This is a genomic window from Actinomycetota bacterium (genome assembly GCA_014360645.1).
Taxonomy (GTDB): Bacteria; Actinomycetota; Geothermincolia; order Geothermincolales; family RBG-13-55-18; genus Solincola_B.
In genome coordinates, this window is record JACIXD010000014.1 from 38,238 (window position 1) to 58,976 (window position 20,739).

Here is a 20,739-nt window from a genome sequence, read left to right on the forward strand (position 1 = left end):
CTCAATCCGCGCCCTTCCCGTCCGGGCGGCGGCGCCGGTGACGCCGCCAGTAAAGGGCTGAGAAGAAGGCCAGCGCCGCCGCTACGAGGATGACGATGAGCAGCCAGGGCACCACCCACACCGTCTGTTCCCGCACCAGCACGCGGTCGGGGGGATAATGTACCTCCGCCCGCACCCTGTACCTCCCGAACCACGCCCCCTTTATCTCGTAGGCTATCTGGCGTTGGGTCCTGGCCAGGGCGGTGCTCTCCCCGTGGTCCTCGCTGTGTTTGAGGGCGGAGATCCCGCCGGTGACGTCGGTGAAGGCGTGGTAGTGCAGATAGGTGTTGCCGAGGTTCTCGAAGGTGGTGGTGATCCGCAGGTCGGTGCGGAAAAGCACCCACGTCCCTTTTTCCACCTCCAGGGAGACGATGGCGCCCTCCTGCCTTATCTCGCTGGGGTTCACCGCCACCGTGGTAAGCAGGGGGACGCCGATCCTACCCACTGTGACCAGTCCCTCCAGGCTCGCCTCCTCCGGGTGATGGGCCTCGAAGACGGCCAGGGAGGCATATCCGCCCACGGTGGCGTCGGCGGGCACGCTGAGCCTGACGGTGACCTCGCGGGCTCCCCCCGGCTCGAGGGTGAAATCGCTTTCGCTGAAGCTCACCCAGGAGGCGATGGAGTAGTCCAGGGTGCCGCCGGGGAAGAACGCGATCTGGTTCTCGGGGCTGATGGAGTAGTCCTCCACGTAAGCCAGCACCCTCGTGGGGACGGCGCCCTGGTTGTAGATCTTCACCGTCTGGGATTGCTCCGCACCCGGCCGGATGTTGAACTCCAGCTTGGAGGGGACGGCGGCGATGTCCACTCCCTGTCCGCGGGAGGCGTCGGGGAACGCAGCCGCCAGCGCCCCCGCCAGAAGGAGGAACGCGAGCGCGAGCGCGCGGCGAGAGGGGACGCGGCGGCCCGCCGTCGCCGCTTCACCGGCCTTCCCTTTCATCCCCTTCCCCTCCTTTTTTTCGTGCCATGCCCACGGGATGGCGCCGGGGAGCTCGCTCTCTCGCGGAGTTCTTCCCCCCGCCACCTTTTTCCATATCGATGATACACCCGGTCTTTCAGCATATGCATCGTCATGCCGGTCCGGATGGTAAAGGGGCGGGGTGTCCCCCGCCCCTCGCTCCGGATGGATGCTCTGGATCTTCCAGGTCTTTACCGCCTCGTGGCGTTTTCCTAGGGCGTGACCGCGGTGTAGGTGATAGTGGCGCTGTAGCCGTCGGCCACGTCGTCGTCCCAGTCCACGGTCAGCTGGTAGTCAACGGCCGTGGATACCCCGGCCCCTCCCGTCTTCGTGCCCGTCCTCACCTGGGCGTCGCTAGTGGTCATGGCGGTGTAAGAACCGCCGCCGTAGCGCCACCCCAGGCGGGAGAGAGGGACGGTGTTGCTGCCGCTTGCGAAGTCGCCGCTGCCCCGCACGTTCAACGTCCAGTTGGTGTTGCACCTCACCCACGGGTTTACCGCGCCGGTGGCGGTGTAGGGGCTGTTTATGGGATCGACGTCGCCGAAATCATAGGTCGTTTCCGGAACGTTGAGCTGGATGGCGGCCTTGACGTTGAAGGTCACCGTGTGGGTGTCCTGCTCCGACGCCGCGCTGACCACCCCTCCTCCCAGGACGATGAACATGCCCAGGAGCGATAGCGTGAGGACGCCGGCGATCGCCCTTTTCGTAGCCTTTGCCATTCTTTTCACCTCCTCCTGTGACCGACTTCCGATATTTGTTTATCTGCGTCTGCTGTTTTGCGTCTCCGGTTTATATATCGCCGTCCCGCGCTCCGGCATCATGTTCAATCTGCCGGAGGGTGGAAAGGCGGGATTAACGGCGTTTTTCGGGGGATGAACGGGAAGTGTTGCGCGCGCGGGGGAGAGGCACCGGTGGCGACGAGTGGAGATTGCGGCCTGAGCGGCATTTTCAGCGCTCGCCCGCTCCCTCTGCCGGGGCCGCCGGGGCGGGAAACGGAGGTCGTCCCGGGCTGCCATCGGTTTCTTGCCGGCCGAGGCGCCGGCCGTAACGGCCCCGCGGCGGGGGAAGGTGTTCCTGGCTCGCCGCTAAGGATATCCTCACCGCGTGAAGAGGAACCGCAGGGGTCGCGACGGACGCAACGGCCCGGCCGCGGCGGCAGGGGTTGCAAACCGCATGCATCGAACCGCCCCGCATGGGGGACGGGAGCGTCGGGGATCAGGAGGGGCCGGGATGGGGATGAGGTGCCCGCGCTTCTCGCATGACGGAAAATCGGTGGTGACGCGAAGCTGTTTTCGGGCGCCGCCGCCGGAGCAGCCCTTCAGGGGGCGGACGGGCCGCGGTCGGCGGGGGCTCCCCGCCGGATATGCCCTCAACGGGCGACCACGGTGATGGTGGCGCCGTCGCGGAGGGCGATCACCGGCACGTTGCTCTGCACCTCTCCGTCCGGGCATATGCGGATGCAGGGGCGGATGGAAAACCCCACGGTGCTCGATCCCGACCCCCCGGCATGCGCCGCCCCCGCGGGAAAGGCCAGCACCGCCGCCGTAAGCACGAGCAGCGCCAGCAGGGACAGGGCAACGGGTCCTGCGCCCCTTCTCTTCATGCCCACCATCGACGCCTCCCGTCTTCAACGCCTCCGGCCTCTGTTCTCAGTAACGGAGCCGGGCGGACGGCGGAGCATAGCCCTTGTGAGTGATTTGTGGTTGCCCCCGGTACTAGTCGTGCCCATTCTACCGGGATGGTACGCTGGTGTCGAGTGTGCACGGGCGGCTCGCAAGGCGCGAAGGGGTCTTCCCGGAGAGGGCGGGCAACGCGCGCGTCACCGCACGGTCGCTCTGGTCCGTGCTAGTATATTAACTCGCGGCGTCCTCACGGGTCCCGGGAAGCGCCGGCGGGGATGAGGCGCCGCTTTCGCGATGCGCCGGTGGAGCCCTGGAAAGGCGGGCGGAGAGGTGCGCGACCGCGCCGACGCCCGGTCGGACGACAGGGGGGGTAAAGGGATGCGGCCCGTGCTCTTTCACATCGCCTCCCACCCCGTGTATTCCTACGGGGTGATGCTCTTCCTCGCCTTCCTGGCGGGGATCGCGGTGGCGCGCCGCGAGCTGGCAAGGCGCGGACTGGACGGCTCCGCCGCCTATATCCTGGGAGCGGTGGCCGCGGTCAGCGGGGTGCTGGGTGCGCGGCTCTTCTACGTCCTCGGCCACCTGGATGAGTTCTCGGGGGACTGGGGCGGAGTGATAGACCTCAACATGCGCGGCCTGGTCTATTACGGGGGTCTCGCTCTGGCCGTGCCTGCATGCCTGCTGGCGGTCAGGCGCCTCGGCCTGCCCGCGGGCGAGGCGGCCGACGCCGTGGGGCTGGCGCTCCCGCTGTCCCTGGCCATCGCCAGGGTGGGCTGCTTTCTCAACGGATGCTGCGGGGGCAAGCCCTCGGGTCTCCCCTGGGCGGTGACCTTTCCGGGCACGGCGACCCCCGTGCATCCCACCCAGCTCTACGAGATGCTCATGGACCTGGCCCTCTTCGGTCTCTTGCTGTGGGCGAGAAAGAGGCTGCGGCGCGGATGGGACCTCTTCCTCCTCTCCCTGGCGGGGTACGGACTGGTCCGTTTCCTCAACGAGTTCTTCCGCGTACACGCGGACGCGCGGGCGCGCCTCTTCTTCCAGCTCCTCAGCCTGGCCCTGGTGTCGGGAGCGTCCCTGGCGGCGTTCCTGCGTGAGAGGGATGCGCGAGAAAGGGAGGCGGTCTCCGTTCAGGGCGGTGAGGCGGGGGACGGCGCCTGAGATACGTGCCCGCCGTCCCCGGGGCCTTCAGCGCCTCACCTTTCCGGAGCCGCCGCAGACCGGGCAGGCGACTTCCTCGTTCACCTTCCCGCCCCCGCCGCAGTCGGGGCAGGCTTTAGTCTTGGCTATCCTGCCGGTCCCGCCGCACGAACCGCACGGCACGGGGGCGCCCCCTCACGTGGGACAGAGGCCGCTTCCCCCGCATTCCGGACACGTCTCGTAGGCGGTGACCGTCCCCGTACCGCCGCAACGCCCGCAGGCAGCCGGCCTCGTCACCCTGCCGCTGCCGCCGCAGTTCGGGCAGGCCACGAAGGCCGAGCCCTCGCTGATGGAGAGGGTTACGGCGGACCCGTTCGGAGCCCTGGCGCCGGGAGCCGGATCCGCGGCGCATACGCTTCCCGCCGCCGCCTCCTCGCTGTAGACGCGGCTCACCTCCACCTGGAATCCAAGCTCCCGCAGCTGGGCCACGGCGTCCGCTTCCGGCATGCCCACCACCGCGGGAACCTCGACCGTCTCTGGTCCGCGGCTCAGGATCAGGGTCACCGCGGAGCCCCGCCTGACCTCCGTTCCGCTGTCCGGCTCGCTGGCGGCCACCCTTCCCCGCGGGACGCCGTCGGAAAAACTCTCCACGGCCTCGCCGGCCTCGAGGCCGGCCTCGTGGAGCAAAGCCTGCGCTTCCGCGGGGTCAAGGCCTGCGAGGTCCGGGACCACCGTCTTCGCCTCGCCGCACGAGATCCAGCAGATGGCCAGGAAGAGCAGGGGCAAGAGCACCAGCCACCCTGATGCCCTCGTTCCGAAAGGCTTATGCGCCATGGTTCATCACCGCCTTCTCCCCATCGCGGAACATCTTCGCCTGCGCCCACTGCTCCACTCGGGTGAAAACGCCCCCCGCAACATATTATAGACGGTTTCGGCCCCGACCAAACGCGCTCAAAGTGAGTGGAAAGCGGTTCCAAAGAGGGTGAAGGGGTACAAGAACAGATCCGGTCCCGCTCAAACTCTTTCAGGGAGCGGCCACGGGCACTTGAGACGGGTGGGAGCAGCGGAAAAGAGCGAGGAGACGTCCTCGCCCCTCTCCCGTCGAGTTCCCGACCGCCCCCGCCTGTCCGCGATCCGAGACATCGCGGGGGAGGGAGGGTTCCCCACGGAAGCCGGAGGCCGGTGCGGGGCGGCGTCCTCTCTCGTGCCGGAGGGAACCGGGTATGTGCCGCAGGACCCTCCCCGGGTGTCGAGGAAGGTTGAAGGCCGAAACGGCCGCCCCCTTGACACCTTCAGCCTTGATCCCTATCATACGATATTATTTGCTTATGCTAAAATTTAGCTTAACCAAGAGAATCGGGAAGCGATGAGCGGACAAGAAGATCTGGACACCTACGCTCGCAAGCTGCTGGAGGCGCTCATGCGCGCCTTCCATAGCTTCCGCGACGAACGCAGGTGGAGGGTTTCAGAGGACCTCTCCTTTCACCAGGTCATGCTGCTGCTCTTCATCGCCGAGAGAGGAGTGGTGACGGCGGGAGAGGTGGCGAGGAACCTGTGCGTAACCCAGGGGGTGATCACCCGCATGGCCGATCGCCTGCTCGAGAAGGGCCTCATATCGCGTTCGCGGGATCGGGAGGACCGCCGCGTGGTGCGTCTTTCCCTCACGCCGAAGGGGAGGCGACTGGCGGAGCGCGTGGAGAAAAAGCGCATAGAGGACATGAAGGCCGTGTTGAGCAACCTTTCCGACGCGGAGAGGGAGAGCTTGCTCGCCGTGTTCAGAAAGATCGGTGACCACCTGGAGAGGGTACGCGGCGGCGAGGGGTGAGAGGTCCGTGGGCCCCGGCCCACGCGCACGCCGCCACGCCGGAGACAGAGGAGGCGGCCGGGCATCGGGGGCCGTGCCCGGCGGTGGCCGGAGGAGCGGGCCGGCGCATGGAGCGGGCCGGCGACCGGCAGACGGGAGAGAACGAGAATGGCGGAGAGCGGAGGACGATAAAAAAAACGATCATGACATCTGCTCAGGAACACGTTGAATGTAGGTGTTTTAGGCCCATAACTCAACCTCATGTTGTGCCGGCGCCATCCCTTCCTGAGCTAACGGACTAATCGTAAAGGAAAAAGAGAGCGGGAGGTATGGGTGACGAGATGATGGAGAAGATCTTTCGCGGGCTCGCGTCGCAGAGCGAGAAAAGGCCGGTTCCGGTCATCCTGGCGGTGCTGGCGGTCACCGCGCTGGCGGTGTTGGGATTCAGGTTCCTGAAGTCGGAATATGGCTACAAGAGCATGTTGCCCAAGGACCTGGAATCGGTGAAGGTGCTGGAGAAGGCCGAGGACCTCTTCGGGGGGACCAGCGAGGAACAGATCCTGTTGGAGGGGGAGGTGCTGACCGGTAGTGTGCTGCGCAGGGTAGCGGGATACCCCGCGTTCATGCAGGACCAGGCCGACGTATGGGGGAGCTTCGTCATCGAGGTTAACACCCCCCTCGACGGCATGAGCTATTTTCCTGGCCCCGAGGAGTTGCCCGGTGAGGAGTCCCTTCTGGACAGGGTCGAATCCCTGGGCGACGAGGAGCTGGTGGAGCAGGTGCGCAGAAACATGGAGTACTCCGCCGAGCGTGCCCGCAGGCTGGGGATGTCCGGGGGCGGGCCCAACGGCATCTCCCGCGGCGGCGAGGCCCTGCTCATCACGGCCAAGATCAACCCGGACCTAAACACCTCCCGGCAGATAAAGGGCGTGGGCCCCTTCGAGGAGCGCACGCGGGAATACTTCTCCGACCTTGCGGGCGTGAGCCTTTACGAGAGCGGCAGCGCCACCCAGAACCGCGATTCCAATCAGCAGACCATGAAGGAGACGCGGCTGCTCTTCGGGCTGGCCCTGGTCTTCATCGTCCTGGTGCTCTTCCTTACCTTCCGCCGGGTGTCCGACGTGCTGCTCACCCTGGGGGTGATCATGGTCACCATCATCTGGGTGATGGGCCTCTCGGGGTGGTTGGGCTTCCCCTTCACCTTTCAGAGCACGGCCATCATGCCGCTTCTCCTGGGGGTGGACATAGCCTACGCCATACACGTGATGTCGCGATACTACGAGGAGCGCAGGGCGGGTAAGGACCCCCACGCCTCCTCGGTGACCGCGGTGGTCACCACGGGGGTGGCGGTGTTCCTCACCGCCGTGACCACCGCCTTCGGGTTCGCCTCCTTCGCCATCTCCGACATGCCGCCCATCGTGCAGTTCGGGGTGCTCTGCGTGGCGGGCGTGCTCTTCAGCTTCCTCCTCTCCGTCACCCTCCTGCCGGCCGCCATCGTGCTGCGCGACCGCGGGGCGAAAGCGCAGGCGCGGTGGGAGAGGAGGGAGAGCGGGCGCAGGAGGAGAAGCGGCGAGACTTGGCTTGACCGTTCCCTGGCCCGGGTGGCGGTGCTCTCGGAGCATCACCGCCTCACGGTGGGGGTGGTCACCGTGCTCATCCTGGCCGGCTGCCTGGCCCTCGGCTTTCGCGTCTCCACCGAGGCCGACCTCTCCAAGATGATGAAGGGGGACACCCCCTCCATGCAGGCCTCGCAGAAGATACAGGAATATTTCGGCGGCCAGAGCGTGGCCTACGCCCTGGTGGAAGGAGATATCCTCGAGCCCGAGAACCTGCGCTCCATGCTGCGCTTCGAGGACGAGATATCCGCCGCCGGCCTGGACGTGAACGGCGAGCCCCTTATTTCGCGCGACAAGGTGATGAGCATCGCCGACGTAGCCCGCAATCTCAACCAGGGCGAGATCCCGGCGAGCAAGGAGGAGGTCGTCTCCTCGCTCATCAAAATCAGGGGCAACGGGGGCGGGGGAGGTGCCCGTCTCATCAGCGAGGACGGGAGAACGGCTATGATCAGCGTGCGTGTGGCCCGCGGCGCCGAGAGCGACATGGAGCGCATCGCCCGCGTCATGCGCGACGTAGGGGCGCGGGTGACCGCCGAAAACCCCGCGATAAGCATGGGCTACAGCGGCATGCCCGTGCTCATGAGCGACCTCCTGAGCAACATCCTTCCCACCCAGCTCAAGACCAGCGGGCTGGCGCTGCTGCTCTGCGCCTTGGTGGTGATGATCGTCTTCAAGTCCGTCTTCTTCGGGCTCGCAGCCACCAGCGTGGTCTTTCTGGGCATCGCCATGGAGATCGGGGCGCTGGTGCTCCTGGGATGGTCCCTGGATTTCATGACCGTGATGATCTCCTCCTTGGTCATCGGAGCGGGGATCGACTTCGGCATCCACTTCACCCACCGCTTCCGTGAGGAGTGGTGCGATGGAGGGGTGGAGATCGACGAGGCCATACGCCGCACTGTGCTGCACGTGGGCAAGGCCCTGCTGGCCGCGGCGGTGACCACCGCCGGCGCCTTCGCCATCATCGCCGCCAGCGGCGTCGCTCCCCTGCGCCGCTTCGGCGGCATCACCGCCCTCTCTCTGACCTTCGCCCTCCTCGCCTCCCTCCTGGTCCTGCCCTCCATCCTCGCGTGGTGGGCGGGGAGGATGGAGCGCAAGCGAGGTGCCTGCAGGTGAACTTAGCGGGCGCATATGTCCGAACTGCCGGCGGCGAGGGGGCACATTCCCTCCTCGCCGCCTGCGCGAAAGGGGCGGTATGGGTCTTCGCGCCACGGGGAATCCTGGCGCCGCGGCACGAAGCACTGTATCCCGCGAATAGGTCTGCGGCGGGCATGGAGGAGATGGATGATATACTGGAGTGGCGGTGCTCACCTGGCCGGGTGAAGGACTTACGTTGCGACAGAGATGGGGAGAGTCATGGACGTGAACATCGATTACGGTAAGAGGCTGACCAGGATCAGGGAGGAGATGGCCTCGAGGGGGATCGATCTCCTTCTGGCCACCAGGGGAAAGAGCGTCACCTTCATCGGGGGCGCCTTCATCCCCTGGCGGAGCGTGGCCCTGGTGTCCAGGGACGGCTACGTGGGATTGAACACCCTGCTCATGGACGCCGCGAGGGTTAAGGACGATTCCTGGCTGGAGAACGTCACCGGCTGCGGTCCCATCCCTGGGTTCGAGCTCTGGGACGTAACCGTGCGCCAGATAAGGGAACATGGCTGGGAGAAAGCGGTCATCGGGGTGGAACTCGGGCATTCGCCGCGCATGATAGCGGGATACCTGTTCGCCACGGAGTACGATTTCCTCCGGGAAAATCTCCCCGAGGCCAGCTTCGTGAACGCCCTCGAGCTGATGGACCGGGTGACCTACGTCAAGGATCCGGAGGAGATAAAGCTCTTACGCCAGGCGGCGGCCATCGCCGACGCCGCCCAGGCGAGGGTCAGGGAGTCGCTGCAGGTGGGGATGACGGAACAGGAGATCGCGGGCATCGGGGAGCTGGCCATGCGCGAACTGGGGAGCGAGTTTCACTGGCCGGTGACTGGCTCCTCGGAGATCGCATCCGGCTATCGTACCTGGTATCCCCTGGGGGGATGCACGCCTCCCACCGACAAGATACTCCAGCCCAACGAGAACCTGCTGGTGGACATGCATCCCACCTATAGGCGCTACTATTCCGACCTCTCGCATAACTATATCCTGGGGAGGCCTTCCAGCGAGCAGAGGAAGCTGGCCGAAGCCTACCTGGAAACGGCGGAGCTGCTCATAAGCTCGCTGAAGGCGGGCGTCACCGTGGGGCAGGTGTGGCAGAAGGTGTACGATCGGGTCTCATCCCTCGGTTACGCGGAACACACCCTTCCCGCCTTCGGGCACGGCATAGGGGTCATCGGACACGAATGGTATCCCGCTATCATCAACAGCGACGAGTTCCGCGACGTGGTGTTGGAGCAGGACGTGGTCGAGGTGGCCGCCCTGGTGATGAACGTGCCGGGGGTGGGCGGCATGAGGCTGGAGTGCGTGGTGAGGGTGACCCCGGATGGGGGGGAGATGCTCAACACCACGCCTCTCGAGCTCACGGTGCTGGAGGCGTGAGTCTTCCCGGCCCGCGGGATGGCAGCACGGTAGGTGAGAGGAAGCGCCGCCGGGACAGCCGAGATGTTCCGTAAGCGCGAGGGCTCAGCGCCCATGGGACGGCGACGGCGTCTCCCGCCTTCCTCGCGCCGGCGCGATCGCCACGGTTTGAGCGCGTAACGACGATGCCTTACGGCACACAGTGGGCTGGGTCCGTGTGAAGCCCGGCCCCTTCGTTATCTCACAGCCCGAGGGAACGGGAGATTATCTCCTTCATGATCTCGTCCGTGCCGCCTCCGATGGGGCCTAGGCGCATGTCCCGCCAGGCGCGGGCGATGGGGTACTCCTCGGTGTAGCCGTACCCGCCGTGTATCTGGATGGCGCGGTCCGCCACCCTCACCGCCATGGATTGGGTGTAGAGCTTGGCCATGGCCACCTCCTTCACCGGCTCCTTGCCCTCGATATAGAGCTTGAGGACGTGATAGGTGAAGGCCCTTCCCAGCTCGATCTCGGTGGCCATGTCCGCGAGCATGTGAGCGATGGCCTGGAATTTGCCGATGGGCTTGCCGAATGCCTGGCGCTCCTTGGCGTACTGGACGGAGATGTCTAAGAGCAGTTGGGCGCCCGCCACCGCTCCCAGGGACATGATCAGCCGCTCCCAGACAAAGTTTGCCATGATCTGGAAGAAGCCGCGGTTCTCCTCGCCCAGCAGGGCGTCGGCGGGCACACGCACGTCGATGAAGGAGAGCTCCCCGGTGTCCGAGGCCTTCCAGCCCAGTTTCTTTATCTTCTTCGAGGTCTCGAAGCCCGGGGTGCCGCGGTCGATGATGAACTGCGAGATGCCGGCATAGCCCTTGTCGCGGTCGGTCTTCACCGCCGCCACCACCCAGTCGCAGCGCACCCCGTTGGTGATGAAGGTCTTGGAGCCGTTGATGATCCAGTCCGAGCCGTCCCGCACCGCGTAGGTCTTTATGCCGGCCACGTCGGAGCCCGCCTCCGGCTCGGTGATGCCCAAGGCGCCGATGGTCTCGCCCTTGATGCCCGGGATGAGGTACCTCTCCTTCTGCTCCGGGGTTCCGAAGCGGTTGATCTGGGGCATGGCGATGCCGATATGGGCGCCGATCCCCGAGGCCACCCCCGCGGAGCCGCAACGGGTCATCTCCTCGTGCAGCACCGCCTCGGCCAGTCGGTCGTCGTCCCCGCCGTATTCCTCCGGGTAGGACATGCCCAGGAAGCCCAGCTCCCCCATGCGCCTGAATACCTCGCGAGGGAACTCCTCCGCCTCCTCCCACTCGTCGGCGTGGGGAGCGAGCTCGTTCTCGACGAATTCCCTTACCGTCTTGCGGAAATCCTCGTGCACCGGCTGGAAGATGTCGTAACTCATCCCTTTCCTCCCTGTCTGGACGGGCGGACCGGGAAGCCCGCCTCGATGCCCGGAACGCGGGGAGATTATATCACAACCCCGGCGGGCTCGAGGCTCTCCCCCGTCCTCCGGAGCACGACCTCCTCGCCTCCCACCGAGTCCGGAGAGCGCAAGCGCCGCTCGTGCCTCCATGCGGCGGAAGCGCTCTCCCATCTCGTGCGCCCGGGGGACGGGGCCCGGGAACGGGGCTCTTCTGCGCGACCGGCGGCATGCCATCGCGGACCTCTCCTCCGTGCGCCCGGGAGTGAGAGATGAAGCGGTTGAGGAGGAGGGAAAGGATAAATAACCATCGATATCAAGGCGACAGAGCGGCGATCATGTACGCCGCGAAGGCGTGAAGGGGGAAGGAAAGGAAAAATGACCGCCGATATTGTAGAATTAATGATAAAATCGGGGGGACTAAGGAGGTGCCCATGTACCGCGTTCTCGTGGTGGACGACGATCCCATGGTGACGAGGCTGGTGCGCATCAACCTCGAGCTGGAGCAGTTCGAGGTGGAGGAGGCCTGGGACGGCAGGACCGCGATGAAGATGATGCGGGAGAACCCCCCCGACCTCCTGGTCCTGGATATCATGATGCCCCAGATGGACGGATGGGAGATCCTCAAGCTCATGCGCGAGGACAAGGGGCTCAAGGACCTCCCGGTGGTGGTGCTCACGGCCAAGGTCCAGGACGAGGACATGGCGAGGGGATGGAGGATGGGCGCGGACGGCTATATCGTGAAGCCCTTCAACCCCGTGAACCTCGCCGACGCCCTGCGCAAGGTCCTCGAGGCGACCCCGGAGGAACGGCTGGCCAGGAGGCAGGAAGAGGTGGAGCGCCTCAAGGACGTCTTTCTCGAGGACTGAGAAGCCCCGTTCCGCCCGGATAACCCGTAGTGCCACCCCCTTACCCCTATATCTCGGCCGAGCCGGCGTCGAAAAGGTCGGCGACTGTCGCTTCCGGGCTTCTTGCCGAGCCCGCTCGGGACGACCCGCTCCCTCGAGACATGGGGCCGAAGACGTCATCCTCCCTTTCCGCGCGGCCCGGAAGAGCGCGGATGCCGACATTTCCGGCGGCGTCGCCGGACCTGCGAAGGAACCCCTCTCCCATGGAAAAGGAAAAGACGCCTGACGCGCACCCGGACACCGCGAGGCCCCCATGGCTCTCCCACGGGTTTTGCGGCCCCTTCCCGGCCCGATGGAGGCGCTTTCCCGGCACACGCCGCCCCTCCCCGCGGGGGCGGACGGCCGGAGCTGGGGGGTCGCGGTCCGGCATACGGAGCGGGAAGCATAGGTGACGCATATATTGATGTGTTAAAGGGAATAACCGGGTTGGACCGTGGAGGCGGCCGCCGCCGCGACGAGGTCGCATGGAGGTGAAGATGGCCAAGATAGTGGTGCTCGCGCCCATTCCCGAGGAGATGGTCAAGGCCATGGTCTCCCAGAACGCCACGGGGGTGGAGGTAGAGGTTGCGGTGTACGACGGGGAACCGGGTGAGGGACTGGAGGAGGCGGTCAGGGGAGCGGACATCATCATCGGCGACTTCACTTTCCGCCTTCCCGTCGACGCGCGCACGGCGGAGGCGGCGCGCGGCTGCCGCCTCATCCAGCAGCCCAGCATCGGGTACCAGCACATAGACCTGGAGGCCACGCGGCAGGCGGGCATCCCGGTGGCCAACGTGGGGGCGGCCAACGCCGTCGGGGTTGCGGAACAGGCGATGATGTTCATGCTCTGCCTGCTCAAGCGCGCGCTCTATTTCCACGCCAAAACGGCGCGGGGGGAGTGGGGGCAGCCGGACATCTTCACCCTAGGCATGTACGAGCTCCACGGCAAGACCCTGGGCATCGTGGGCATGGGGCATATCGGGCGCGAGGTGGCGGCGCGCGCCCGCGCCTTCGGGTGCCGCATCGTCTATCACGACCTCGTCCCCCTTTCGCCCGAGGAGGAGAGGGAGCTGGGCGTCGAGGGCATGGAGCTCGAGGAGCTGCTGCGCGTCTCCGACATCGTCTCCCTGCACGTCCCCCTCACCCCGCAGACCAGACATATGATCGATGCCGAGAGGCTCTCCCTCATGAAGCCGGAGGCCCACCTGCTCAACCTGGCGCGGGGTGAGGTGGTGGACGAGGAGGCGCTGGCCGCGGCCCTGGCGGAAGGAAGGCTGGCGGGCGCGGGCATCGACGTCTTCGCCCGCGAGCCCGTGGACCCTGCGAACCCCCTGCTGTCCTCGGACCGCGTCATCCTCTCCCCCCACATCGCGGGGGGGACTAACGAGAGCCGGGTGAGGATGCTCCAGGTAACCATGGAAAACATTGCCAGGGTGCTCTCGGGCGAGAAGCCCCTCTACGTGGTGAACGGGGTGGAGTAGCGCGGGCGCTGCGGCCGGGGCGAGAGGAGCGAGGGAAGCGGCAGAAGGGTTGGGAAGAGGAGAAGAAGGCTGGGGGAAGAGGAGAAAGGGAAGGGGATGAACTGCGCGCAGGTGCTCATCGAGGGGATCAAGGCCATGGGGGCGAAGAGGATCTACGGGGTGATCGGGACCTCCAACCTCTCTTTCGTCGATGCCCTCTACGACCACCGGAAGGAGCTGAGGTACGTCTCCTGCCGCCACGAGCAGGTGGCGGCGAGCATGGCGGACGCCGAGGGCCGGTTGACCGGCATCCCCGGGGTGGCCCTGACCCATTCCGGTCCGGGCACCTTCAACGCCCTCATCTCCGTGGGCAACGCCTACAAGGACTGCAGCCCCATGATCCTCCTCAGCGGGGCGGTGAAGAGGAAGCTCAAGGGCTCTGACGGCATGCTGGAGGCGGACCACATGAGCGTCTTCGCCCCCATGTGCAAGGGGGTCTTCCGCATCGAGGACGCCGGGCAGGCCGCGGCGGTCTTCTCCAGGGCCTACACCCTGGCGGTATCGGGGGCGCGGGGCCCGGTGCTCATCGAGGTGCCCGAGGACGTGTGGGGGGAGGAGGGGGGGATGGGGTCGCCGCGCTTCCGCCTCGCCCCAGACTACCGCCCGCCCCTGCACGTGGAGGACGTATGGCGGGCCCTGGAGCTGTTCAAGGGCGCCCGCCGTCCCCTGCTGCTCTCCGGGGGCGGGGTGGCCTACGCGCGCTGCTCCGAGCTGTTGGTGCGCCTGGCGGAAGCCCTGCAGGCTCCGGTGATCACCACCGGCAACGGCCGGGGCACCATCCCCGAGGACCACCCCCTCTGCCTGGGGCGCGCCGGCTTCGGGGGAGGCAACACCGTAGCCGACACCGCGCTCTCGGAGGCCGAGGTGGTGCTGGGGCTCGGGTGCACCCTCTCCGACATGACCACCTACGAATACACCCTGCCGGTGAAGGGCGAGGTCATCCTGGTGAACATCGACCTCGAGGCCATGCTCACCAGCCGGTTCCGCGCACGGTACATGATCGAGGCGGATGTGCGCGACTTCCTGGCCGAGGCGCTGGGAGCGGTGAAGGAATACCGCCCGCCTTCCCGGGACGAGTGGTGGGGCTTGCTGGAGCCGGTGCGGCAGGAGTGGAGAAAAGCCGTGGAGGCGGCCGTCACCTCGGACAGGGTGCCGCTCTCGCCCGGAAGGGTGGTGCACGAGCTCTCGCGCCTCCTGCCCCCGGGCCACGTGGTGACCGTGGGCGGAGGGACCCACAGCGTCTACGCTATGGACTTCCTCCCCTGCCGGGAGCCGTTGAGCTATCTCTCCGCCGTGAACTTCGGGGCCATGGGCTTCGGGTTTCCGGCGGCGCTGGCCGCCAAGCTGGTGTATCCGGAAAAGGAAGTGGTGGCCATCCTGGGGGACGGCGACTTCATGATGACCCTGCAGGACCTGGAGACCGCCTGCCGTGAGGGCATCGCGGTGCGCGTGCTGGTCATCAACGACAACATGTACCGGGTGCTGAACCTGAGGCAGCGCCTGCAGTGCGCGGGACGCATCCTGGGGACCTGCCACGGAAACCCGGACTTCGCCGCCCTGGCGCGCACCTTCGGGGCGGCGGGATGGAGGCTGGAGAGACCGGAGGAGATCGTCCCCGTGCTCCGGGAGGCCCTCTCTGCCCCGGGACCGGCGGTGGTGGACGCGATCATCGACCCCGATGACCTGCCCCCCATGAACATCGAGGCCACCCTGCGCATGGGTATGGGATAGGGGACGTGGTCGGGTCCGCGGGATTGAACGTTTTATCATGGAATGATCGCCAAGTGAACGGGCGGGGTCTTACCGCTTGATTCCCATACATTGGAGCAGAATCGGGATCTCTGACCCGACCTTCCGGCCTTCCTCCGGGGTCAGGGCGTGGCGCCCTACGCGTCGTGGCCTCCGGTACGACCCTCCACCTCCGATCAGAAATATATGGGCCGTTCCACGATGACCGGCTCATCCGAGGCTGCATCGGTCGACAACTGGACGGTAAGGGCGGGCCTTTGCGTGGAGGGCCGGTTCGTTGTTGCGGTGGAAGGGCGTCGGCGGACGATATAACATAGCATCATGAACATGGCGAGGTGGAGGGGGTGAGGTGATGGCCGCGGCCGTTTTCGAGGTCTCCACGTCCTCGCGCGCCCAGATGATGGACATCACCGCGAAGGTGCGCGAGGCGGTGAGGCGCGCGGGCATAAACGAGGGGATATGCGTGGTGTACGTCCCCCATACCACCGCCGGAGTCACGGTGAACGAGAACGCCGACCCGGCGGTGGCGACCGATATCCTGGAGCACCTGGAGAAGCTGGTGCCCCGGGGCGGTTACCGGCACCGCGAGGGCAACGCCGATTCCCATATCAAGGCGAGCATGATGGGTTTCTCGCAAATAATTCCGGTGGAGTCCGGGGACCTCGCCCTGGGCACCTGGCAGGGGGTGTTCCTGTGCGAGTTCGACGGACCGCGCCGCAGGCGCGTGCGGGTGGAGGTGATCCCCGTTGTGCGCTGACCTCCTCACCTTCACCAGCGACTTCGGCCTCGCGGAGGAATGGGTGGGAGTGGTCAAGGGGGTCATCCTCTCCATAAACCCCGCCGCGGTCATCGTGGACATCGCCCACGACATCCCCCCCTTCGACATCGGGAAGGGCGCCTTCCTGCTCGCGGCGGCCCTCCCCCACATGCCGTTGGGGGTGCACCTGGCGGTGGTGGACCCCGGGGTGGGCACGCGCCGCCTGGCGGTGGCCCTGCAAGCGGCCAGGGGGGACATGCTGGTGGGGCCGGACAACGGCCTCCTGATCCCCGCCGCGGAGAATTTGGGCGGCGTGACCGCGGCCTATTTCCTGGACAACCAGGAGTTCTTCCGCTCCCCCGTCCATCCCACCTTCCACGCGCGCGATATCTTCGCTCCCGTGGCGGCGCATCTCTCCCTGGGCGCCGACCCCAGGGACATGGGGTCCCCCATGGACCCCTGCGACCTCGTCCCGGCGCCCTGGGGGCGCGCCCGGGAGGGGGAGGGAGCGGTGTACGCCACGGTGGTGGACATCGACCGCTTCGGGTCCCTGCGCCTGAACGCCTACCCGGAACAGGTCCGCTCGCTGGGATGCCGTGAGGGAGAGCGGGTGCTGCTGGGCCTGGGCGAGGAGGAAATGGAGGCGGTGTTCGCCGCGACCTTCGGGGAGGTGGAGGCGGGGGAGGTCCTCCTCTACGAGGATTCTTCCGGGGTGATGGCGGCGGGGGTCAACGGGGGCAGCCTCGCCTCCCGCACCCGAGCCCGCCCCGGGGACGTGGTCGTGATCTACGCGTACGTGGAAACGCCCGAGGACCCCGGACAGATAGAATGATCCTGCGGCCGGCCGCCTCATGCTCCGTAAGAGCCTCGGGGAGCGCACGTGTCCCCACCGGATGCCTTGCGCCGCGCCGCGACTGTCGCTAATGTAGTAGAGGCGTTTTTCGACGCGATGTCATTCCGACGTTGAGGAGGTCTCCATGTCCCAGGAATGCAAGAATCACCGGGCCAATCTGGAGAAGTGCAACTGCACCTACGAGCCCTGTTCCCGCAAGGGTTACTGTTGCGAATGCCTGCACTACCACCGCCGCAACGGCGAGCTGCCGGCATGCTTTTTCCCGCCGGAGGTGGAGCGCACCTACGACCGCTCCGTCCGGCGCTTCATGGCCTGCCGCTGAGAGGGGCTTGGCCGCGTAGCAATCCCGGTTCGCTGCAGCAGACGAAGGCAAGGAGGGAGAGATGGAAGAAGCTTACATCGCCAGCGCGTGCCGCACCGCCATCGGGAGGTTCGGAGGAAGCCTCAGGGGCGTCAAGACGGGCGAGCTGGTCCGCATCGTGGTGGATGAGGCGGTGAGGAGGGCGGGGATCTCCCCGCAGGAAGTGGACGAGGTCATCTTCGGACAGGTGGTGCCGCGCACCGACGAGAACTGCCTCGCCGCCAGGCTGGGAGCCCTCAGGGCGGGGTTGCCCTACACCGTTCCTGCGGCGGGGGTGATCAGGGGCTGCGGTTCGGGCATGCAGGCCCTCATCGACGCCGTGCGCGCCATCCGCGTGGGTGATTCCCGCGTGGTGGTGGCGGGGGGCGCCGAGAACATGAGTTCCATCCATTATTACAGCAACGACATGCGCTGGGGAAAGCGCATGCGCAACGGAGAGTTCGTCGACGGGCTGTGGGAGGTGCTGCATGACCCCTATAACGGCCTGATCATGGGGCTCACGGCGGAGAACATCGCGGAGCGCTTCGGGATCACCCGGGAGGAGCAGGACGCCTATGCCCTGGAGAGCCAGCGCCGCGCCCTGGCCGCCATCGCGGCGGGCAAGTTCAGGGAGGAGATCGTGCCCGTGGAGGTGAAGACCCGCAAGGGAGTGGAGGTCTTCGATACCGACGAGCATCCCACCGAGACCACCCTGGAGAAGCTGGCCTCCCTGCCCCCCGCCTTCAAGAAGGAGGGCACGGTCACCGCCGGCAACGCCTCCGGCATCAACGACGCCGCCGCCGCCCTGGTGCTCATATCCGGCGCGAGGGCGGAGGAGCTGGGGGTCAAGCCCCTGGCCAGGGTGCTCTCCTACGCCTACGTGGGGGTGGACCCGGACATCATGGGGGTGGGGCCGGTTTACGCCATACCCAGGGCGCTGGAGAAGGCGGGCCTCAAGATGGAGGACATAGGGGCCATCGAGCTCAACGAGGCCTTTGCCTCCCAGGCCTACTACTGCATCCGGGAGCTGGGACTGAACCCGGAGATAACCAACATCTACGGGAGCGGCATCGCCCTGGGGCACCCGGTGGGGTGCACGGGCGCGCGTATCGTGGTCACGCTGCTCACCGCCATGAAGGAGCTCGACGCCCGCTACGGCCTGGCCTCGCTGTGCATCGGCGGCGGGCAGGGGATCGCCATGGTCGTCGAGCGCGCGTGACGGCGCGGACGTGCCGCCCCGTCGGGGGATGGGGCGGCGGTGCGCCGGCGGCTCCCGGGACGAGAAAAAAAGGGAGCCGCCCCGCCATGATCGTGAGTCGGCCGTTTGACCGCCCGCGGACGCGGTGTTAACATTTCACTGCCCGTTCCTTGAAAGCGTCATACGCATGCCTGACGGGTCCCGCGAGGGCCAAGAGGGAAGCCGGTGGGAGTCCGGCACGGTAGCGCCGCTGTGACTGGGGAGCGAAGCCCCGCTTATCCACTGACGATACGTTGGGAAGGAGGGGCGGAACGAGGATCCAGGAGTCAGAAGACCTGCCCGGAAGGCGCCAGTAAGCTCTCCGCCTCAGGGAGAAACCTGGCGAGACGGGAAATACGCCCCGCTCTTGGCGAGAGAGCGGGGCTTTTTGTGCGGTAAAGGTCGGGAGGAAAGAGGAGGGAGAAGAGGTGAGGCCGGGAGGGCCGCGAGGGAAGAGGAAAGGGGACGCATGGCGGAAAAGCGCATGACCCTGGTGCTGGGGGGAGCGCGCAGCGGCAAGAGCGCCTTCGCCCAGAGGCTGGCCGCGGCGTCCGGCTCGAGGGTGTGCTTCCTGGCCACGGCGGAGGCGGGCGACGCGGAGATGGAGAAGCGCATTAGGAGGCACCGCGAGGCGCGCCCGGAGGAGTGGCTCACCCTGGAGCTGGGGGGAGGGACGGAGCTCCGCGAGCTCCCGCCGCGAGGAGCCCTGGTGCTCATGGACTGTTTCACGGTCTACCTCTCCAACCTCATGGCGCGCCGAGGCCTCGACTGGCCGCCCGAGGAGGAGGAGCGCATGGACGAGGAGGAGGTCCTGCGCCGCATGGAGGAGGTGGAGGGGGAGGCCCTGGAGCTGGTGGAGCGCCTGCGGGACGCGGCCTCCGGGCTGGTATTGGTCTCCAACGAGGTGGGGATGGGCGTGGTGCCTCCCTACCGGCTGGGACGGGTTTTCCGCGACCTGGCGGGGAGGCTCAACCAGCGCCTGGCGGAGCGCGCGGACGAGGTCTTCCTGGTGGTGGCGGGCCTACCTCTTCGCCTGAAGGCGTGAGGGCGGAGTCGGGGGAGATAGATGACCGGTATCGGGTAAGTGACCGGCTTCGTGAAAGAAGGGAATGAGAGGAAGGATATGGGAAGACTTAAGGAGACCTTGAACAGGATCGGAGAACCGGACGCGGAGGCGATGCGCGCGGCGTCGGAGCGTCAGGACCGGCTGACCAAGCCCGCCGGCGCCCTGGGTATGCTGGAGGAGATATCCATCAAGGTGGCGGGCATCATGGGAGAGGCGATGCCGCGCCCCGGGCGCAAGGTAGTGCTGGTCATGGCCGCCGACCACGGGGTCACCGCGCAGGGGGTGAGCCTCTACCCCCGCGACGTCACCGCCCAGATGCTGCACAATTTCCTCGCCGGGGGAGCGGCCATCAACGTGCTCGCCCGCCACGTGGGGGCGGAGGTGCGGGTGGTGGACGTGGGAGTCGCGGCGGACGTGGAGGCGGAGGGCCTCACGGTGCGCAAGGTGAGGCACGGCACCGCCGACCTCTCCCGCGGCCCGGCGATGTCCCGGGAGGAGGCGGTTGCCTGCGTGGAGGCCGGTATAGATATTGCAGAGGAGGAGCTGGCGGCGGGGGCCTCTTTTCTGGCTACCGGGGACATGGGCATAGGGAACACCACCGCCGCCAGCGCCATCACCGCCGCGGTGACGGGCATGGATCCGCGCGAGGTGACCGGCCGGGGCACCGGGCTGGACGACGAAGGCCTGGAGCGCAAGGTGGAGGTGATCAGGAGGGCCTTGGAATTGAACCGCCCCGACCCCTCCGACGCCCTGGACGTGCTGGCCAAGGTGGGGGGCCTGGAGATAGGAGCCATCGCCGGCGTTATGCTCGCCGCCGCCGCCGCCCGGAGGCCCGTGCTGGTGGACGGCTTCATCTCCGGAGCCGGAGCGCTCATTGCGGCGGGGCTGCACCCCCTGGCGACGCGCTTCATGCTCGCCTCTCACCTCTCGGTGGAGCGGGGACACGCCGTCATCCTCGAGCGCCTTGGCCTGCATCCCATCATCAGGGCGAACATGCGCCTGGGGGAGGGCACGGGAGCCGCGCTGGGCCTCACCCTGGTGGAGGCGGCGTTGAAGATACTCTCCGAGATGGCCACCTTCGAAGAGGCCGGCGTAAATGGGGTCAGCCCCGGACATGGGACATCACCGCTCGAAGAGGCGGTCGAACCGCACCGGAGGCGGAGCGAGGACCACCGGTAAAGACCTGGCGATGCGTGAACCGAACCCCGTGTTGACCGCGCGGCAGAGACGCGAGGGGGGAGGGAGAACGTGGT

18 protein-coding genes and 1 riboswitch are annotated in these 20,739 nt (G+C 66.9%); of the genes, 13 read left to right on the plus strand and 5 right to left on the minus strand.

Annotated features, from left to right (window positions below; all coding sequences use genetic code 11):
• Position 1: 1 nt before the first annotated feature.
• The 3 genes from H5T74_12035 to H5T74_12045 all read right to left on the minus strand — a co-directional run bounded on the left by H5T74_12035 (position 2) and on the right by H5T74_12045 (position 2,606).
• Positions 2 to 976, minus strand: coding sequence for a hypothetical protein (locus H5T74_12035; GenBank protein ID MBC7231104.1), 975 nt, complete (start codon positions 974 to 976; stop codon positions 2 to 4).
• Positions 977 to 1,206: 230 nt separating this feature from the next.
• A complete protein-coding gene (locus H5T74_12040) occupies positions 1,207 to 1,713 on the minus strand; it encodes a hypothetical protein (protein ID MBC7231105.1) in 507 nt (168 codons plus the stop codon).
• A gap of 650 nt (positions 1,714 to 2,363) precedes the next feature.
• On the minus strand, positions 2,364 to 2,606 hold the full coding sequence (locus H5T74_12045) for a hypothetical protein (GenBank protein ID MBC7231106.1): 243 nt from the start codon (positions 2,604 to 2,606) through the stop codon (positions 2,364 to 2,366).
• A gap of 304 nt (positions 2,607 to 2,910) precedes the next feature.
• On the opposite strand from H5T74_12045, the gene H5T74_12050 reads away from it, so the two are divergent.
• On the plus strand, positions 2,911 to 3,774 hold the full coding sequence (locus H5T74_12050; protein MBC7231107.1) for a prolipoprotein diacylglyceryl transferase: 864 nt from the start codon (positions 2,911 to 2,913) through the stop codon (positions 3,772 to 3,774).
• Between the two features lie 174 nt (positions 3,775 to 3,948).
• On the opposite strand, the gene H5T74_12055 is transcribed toward H5T74_12050, so the two are convergent.
• A complete protein-coding gene (locus H5T74_12055; protein MBC7231108.1) occupies positions 3,949 to 4,587 on the minus strand; it encodes a PASTA domain-containing protein in 639 nt (212 codons plus the stop codon).
• Positions 4,588 to 5,119: 532 nt separating this feature from the next.
• Here H5T74_12055 and H5T74_12060 point away from each other — a divergent pair.
• The 3 genes from H5T74_12060 to H5T74_12070 all read left to right on the plus strand — a co-directional run bounded on the left by H5T74_12060 (position 5,120) and on the right by H5T74_12070 (position 9,696).
• Positions 5,120 to 5,578, plus strand: a complete 459-nt coding sequence (locus H5T74_12060) for a MarR family transcriptional regulator (protein MBC7231109.1) — start codon at positions 5,120 to 5,122, stop codon at positions 5,576 to 5,578.
• A gap of 308 nt (positions 5,579 to 5,886) precedes the next feature.
• Positions 5,887 to 8,286: an RND family transporter gene (locus H5T74_12065; protein MBC7231110.1), complete on the plus strand. Its 2,400-nt coding sequence runs from the start codon at positions 5,887 to 5,889 to the stop codon at positions 8,284 to 8,286.
• Between the two features lie 240 nt (positions 8,287 to 8,526).
• Complete coding sequence (locus H5T74_12070) at positions 8,527 to 9,696, plus strand: aminopeptidase P family protein (protein MBC7231111.1); 1,170 nt, start codon at positions 8,527 to 8,529, stop codon at positions 9,694 to 9,696.
• Positions 9,697 to 9,916: 220 nt separating this feature from the next.
• Here H5T74_12070 and H5T74_12075 read toward each other — a convergent pair whose 3' ends face one another.
• Entirely contained in the window at positions 9,917 to 11,059 is a 1,143-nt protein-coding gene (locus tag H5T74_12075) for an acyl-CoA dehydrogenase family protein (protein MBC7231112.1), read from the minus strand.
• Between the two features lie 452 nt (positions 11,060 to 11,511).
• On the opposite strand from H5T74_12075, the gene H5T74_12080 reads away from it, so the two are divergent.
• From H5T74_12080 to cobT, 9 genes are all read left to right on the plus strand, one after another.
• Complete coding sequence (locus tag H5T74_12080) at positions 11,512 to 11,946, plus strand: response regulator (GenBank protein ID MBC7231113.1); 435 nt, start codon at positions 11,512 to 11,514, stop codon at positions 11,944 to 11,946.
• 509 nt (positions 11,947 to 12,455) lie between these two features.
• Entirely contained in the window at positions 12,456 to 13,445 is a 990-nt protein-coding gene (locus H5T74_12085) for a hydroxyacid dehydrogenase (protein ID MBC7231114.1), read from the plus strand.
• 96 nt (positions 13,446 to 13,541) lie between these two features.
• Positions 13,542 to 15,215 (plus strand): thiamine pyrophosphate-binding protein, encoded by a 1,674-nt coding sequence (locus tag H5T74_12090; GenBank protein ID MBC7231115.1) that lies wholly within the window; start codon positions 13,542 to 13,544, stop codon positions 15,213 to 15,215.
• Positions 15,216 to 15,585: 370 nt separating this feature from the next.
• On the plus strand, positions 15,586 to 15,990 hold the full coding sequence (locus tag H5T74_12095) for a YjbQ family protein (GenBank protein ID MBC7231116.1): 405 nt from the start codon (positions 15,586 to 15,588) through the stop codon (positions 15,988 to 15,990).
• Positions 15,980 to 16,822, plus strand: a complete 843-nt coding sequence (locus H5T74_12100; GenBank protein MBC7231117.1) for an SAM-dependent chlorinase/fluorinase — start codon at positions 15,980 to 15,982, stop codon at positions 16,820 to 16,822. The genes H5T74_12095 and H5T74_12100 overlap by 11 nt, the downstream gene beginning before the upstream one ends.
• Positions 16,823 to 16,967: 145 nt before the next feature.
• Complete coding sequence (locus H5T74_12105; protein ID MBC7231118.1) at positions 16,968 to 17,165, plus strand: hypothetical protein; 198 nt, start codon at positions 16,968 to 16,970, stop codon at positions 17,163 to 17,165.
• Between the two features lie 61 nt (positions 17,166 to 17,226).
• Positions 17,227 to 18,402: a thiolase family protein gene (locus tag H5T74_12110; GenBank protein MBC7231119.1), complete on the plus strand. Its 1,176-nt coding sequence runs from the start codon at positions 17,227 to 17,229 to the stop codon at positions 18,400 to 18,402.
• A 158-nt stretch (positions 18,403 to 18,560) separates the two neighbouring features.
• Positions 18,561 to 18,739: riboswitch (cobalamin riboswitch) on the plus strand.
• Between the two features lie 150 nt (positions 18,740 to 18,889).
• Positions 18,890 to 19,465 carry a bifunctional adenosylcobinamide kinase/adenosylcobinamide-phosphate guanylyltransferase gene (gene cobU / locus H5T74_12115; GenBank protein MBC7231120.1) on the plus strand — a complete coding sequence of 192 codons (576 nt, stop codon included), beginning with the start codon at positions 18,890 to 18,892 and terminating at the stop codon, positions 19,463 to 19,465.
• A 78-nt stretch (positions 19,466 to 19,543) separates the two neighbouring features.
• On the plus strand, positions 19,544 to 20,665 hold the full coding sequence (gene cobT / locus H5T74_12120; GenBank protein ID MBC7231121.1) for a nicotinate-nucleotide--dimethylbenzimidazole phosphoribosyltransferase: 1,122 nt from the start codon (positions 19,544 to 19,546) through the stop codon (positions 20,663 to 20,665).
• Positions 20,666 to 20,739: the final 74 nt, after the last annotated feature.

Coding starts and splice junctions, on each gene's coding strand:
- H5T74_12035 (MBC7231104.1), bottom strand. CDS start 976: ATGAAAGGGAAGGCCGGTGAAGCGGCGACGGCGGGCCGCCGCGTCCCC.
- H5T74_12040 (MBC7231105.1), bottom strand. CDS start 1,713: ATGGCAAAGGCTACGAAAAGGGCGATCGCCGGCGTCCTCACGCTATCG.
- H5T74_12045 (MBC7231106.1), bottom strand. CDS start 2,606: ATGGTGGGCATGAAGAGAAGGGGCGCAGGACCCGTTGCCCTGTCCCTG.
- H5T74_12050 (MBC7231107.1), top strand. CDS start 2,911: ATGCGCCGGTGGAGCCCTGGAAAGGCGGGCGGAGAGGTGCGCGACCGC.
- H5T74_12055 (MBC7231108.1), bottom strand. CDS start 4,587: ATGGCGCATAAGCCTTTCGGAACGAGGGCATCAGGGTGGCTGGTGCTC.
- H5T74_12060 (MBC7231109.1), top strand. CDS start 5,120: ATGAGCGGACAAGAAGATCTGGACACCTACGCTCGCAAGCTGCTGGAG.
- H5T74_12065 (MBC7231110.1), top strand. CDS start 5,887: ATGGGTGACGAGATGATGGAGAAGATCTTTCGCGGGCTCGCGTCGCAG.
- H5T74_12070 (MBC7231111.1), top strand. CDS start 8,527: ATGGACGTGAACATCGATTACGGTAAGAGGCTGACCAGGATCAGGGAG.
- H5T74_12075 (MBC7231112.1), bottom strand. CDS start 11,059: ATGAGTTACGACATCTTCCAGCCGGTGCACGAGGATTTCCGCAAGACG.
- H5T74_12080 (MBC7231113.1), top strand. CDS start 11,512: ATGTACCGCGTTCTCGTGGTGGACGACGATCCCATGGTGACGAGGCTG.
- H5T74_12090 (MBC7231115.1), top strand. CDS start 13,542: ATGAACTGCGCGCAGGTGCTCATCGAGGGGATCAAGGCCATGGGGGCG.
- H5T74_12095 (MBC7231116.1), top strand. CDS start 15,586: ATGGCCGCGGCCGTTTTCGAGGTCTCCACGTCCTCGCGCGCCCAGATG.
- H5T74_12105 (MBC7231118.1), top strand. CDS start 16,968: ATGTCCCAGGAATGCAAGAATCACCGGGCCAATCTGGAGAAGTGCAAC.
- H5T74_12110 (MBC7231119.1), top strand. CDS start 17,227: ATGGAAGAAGCTTACATCGCCAGCGCGTGCCGCACCGCCATCGGGAGG.
- cobU (MBC7231120.1), top strand. CDS start 18,890: ATGGCGGAAAAGCGCATGACCCTGGTGCTGGGGGGAGCGCGCAGCGGC.
- cobT (MBC7231121.1), top strand. CDS start 19,544: ATGGGAAGACTTAAGGAGACCTTGAACAGGATCGGAGAACCGGACGCG.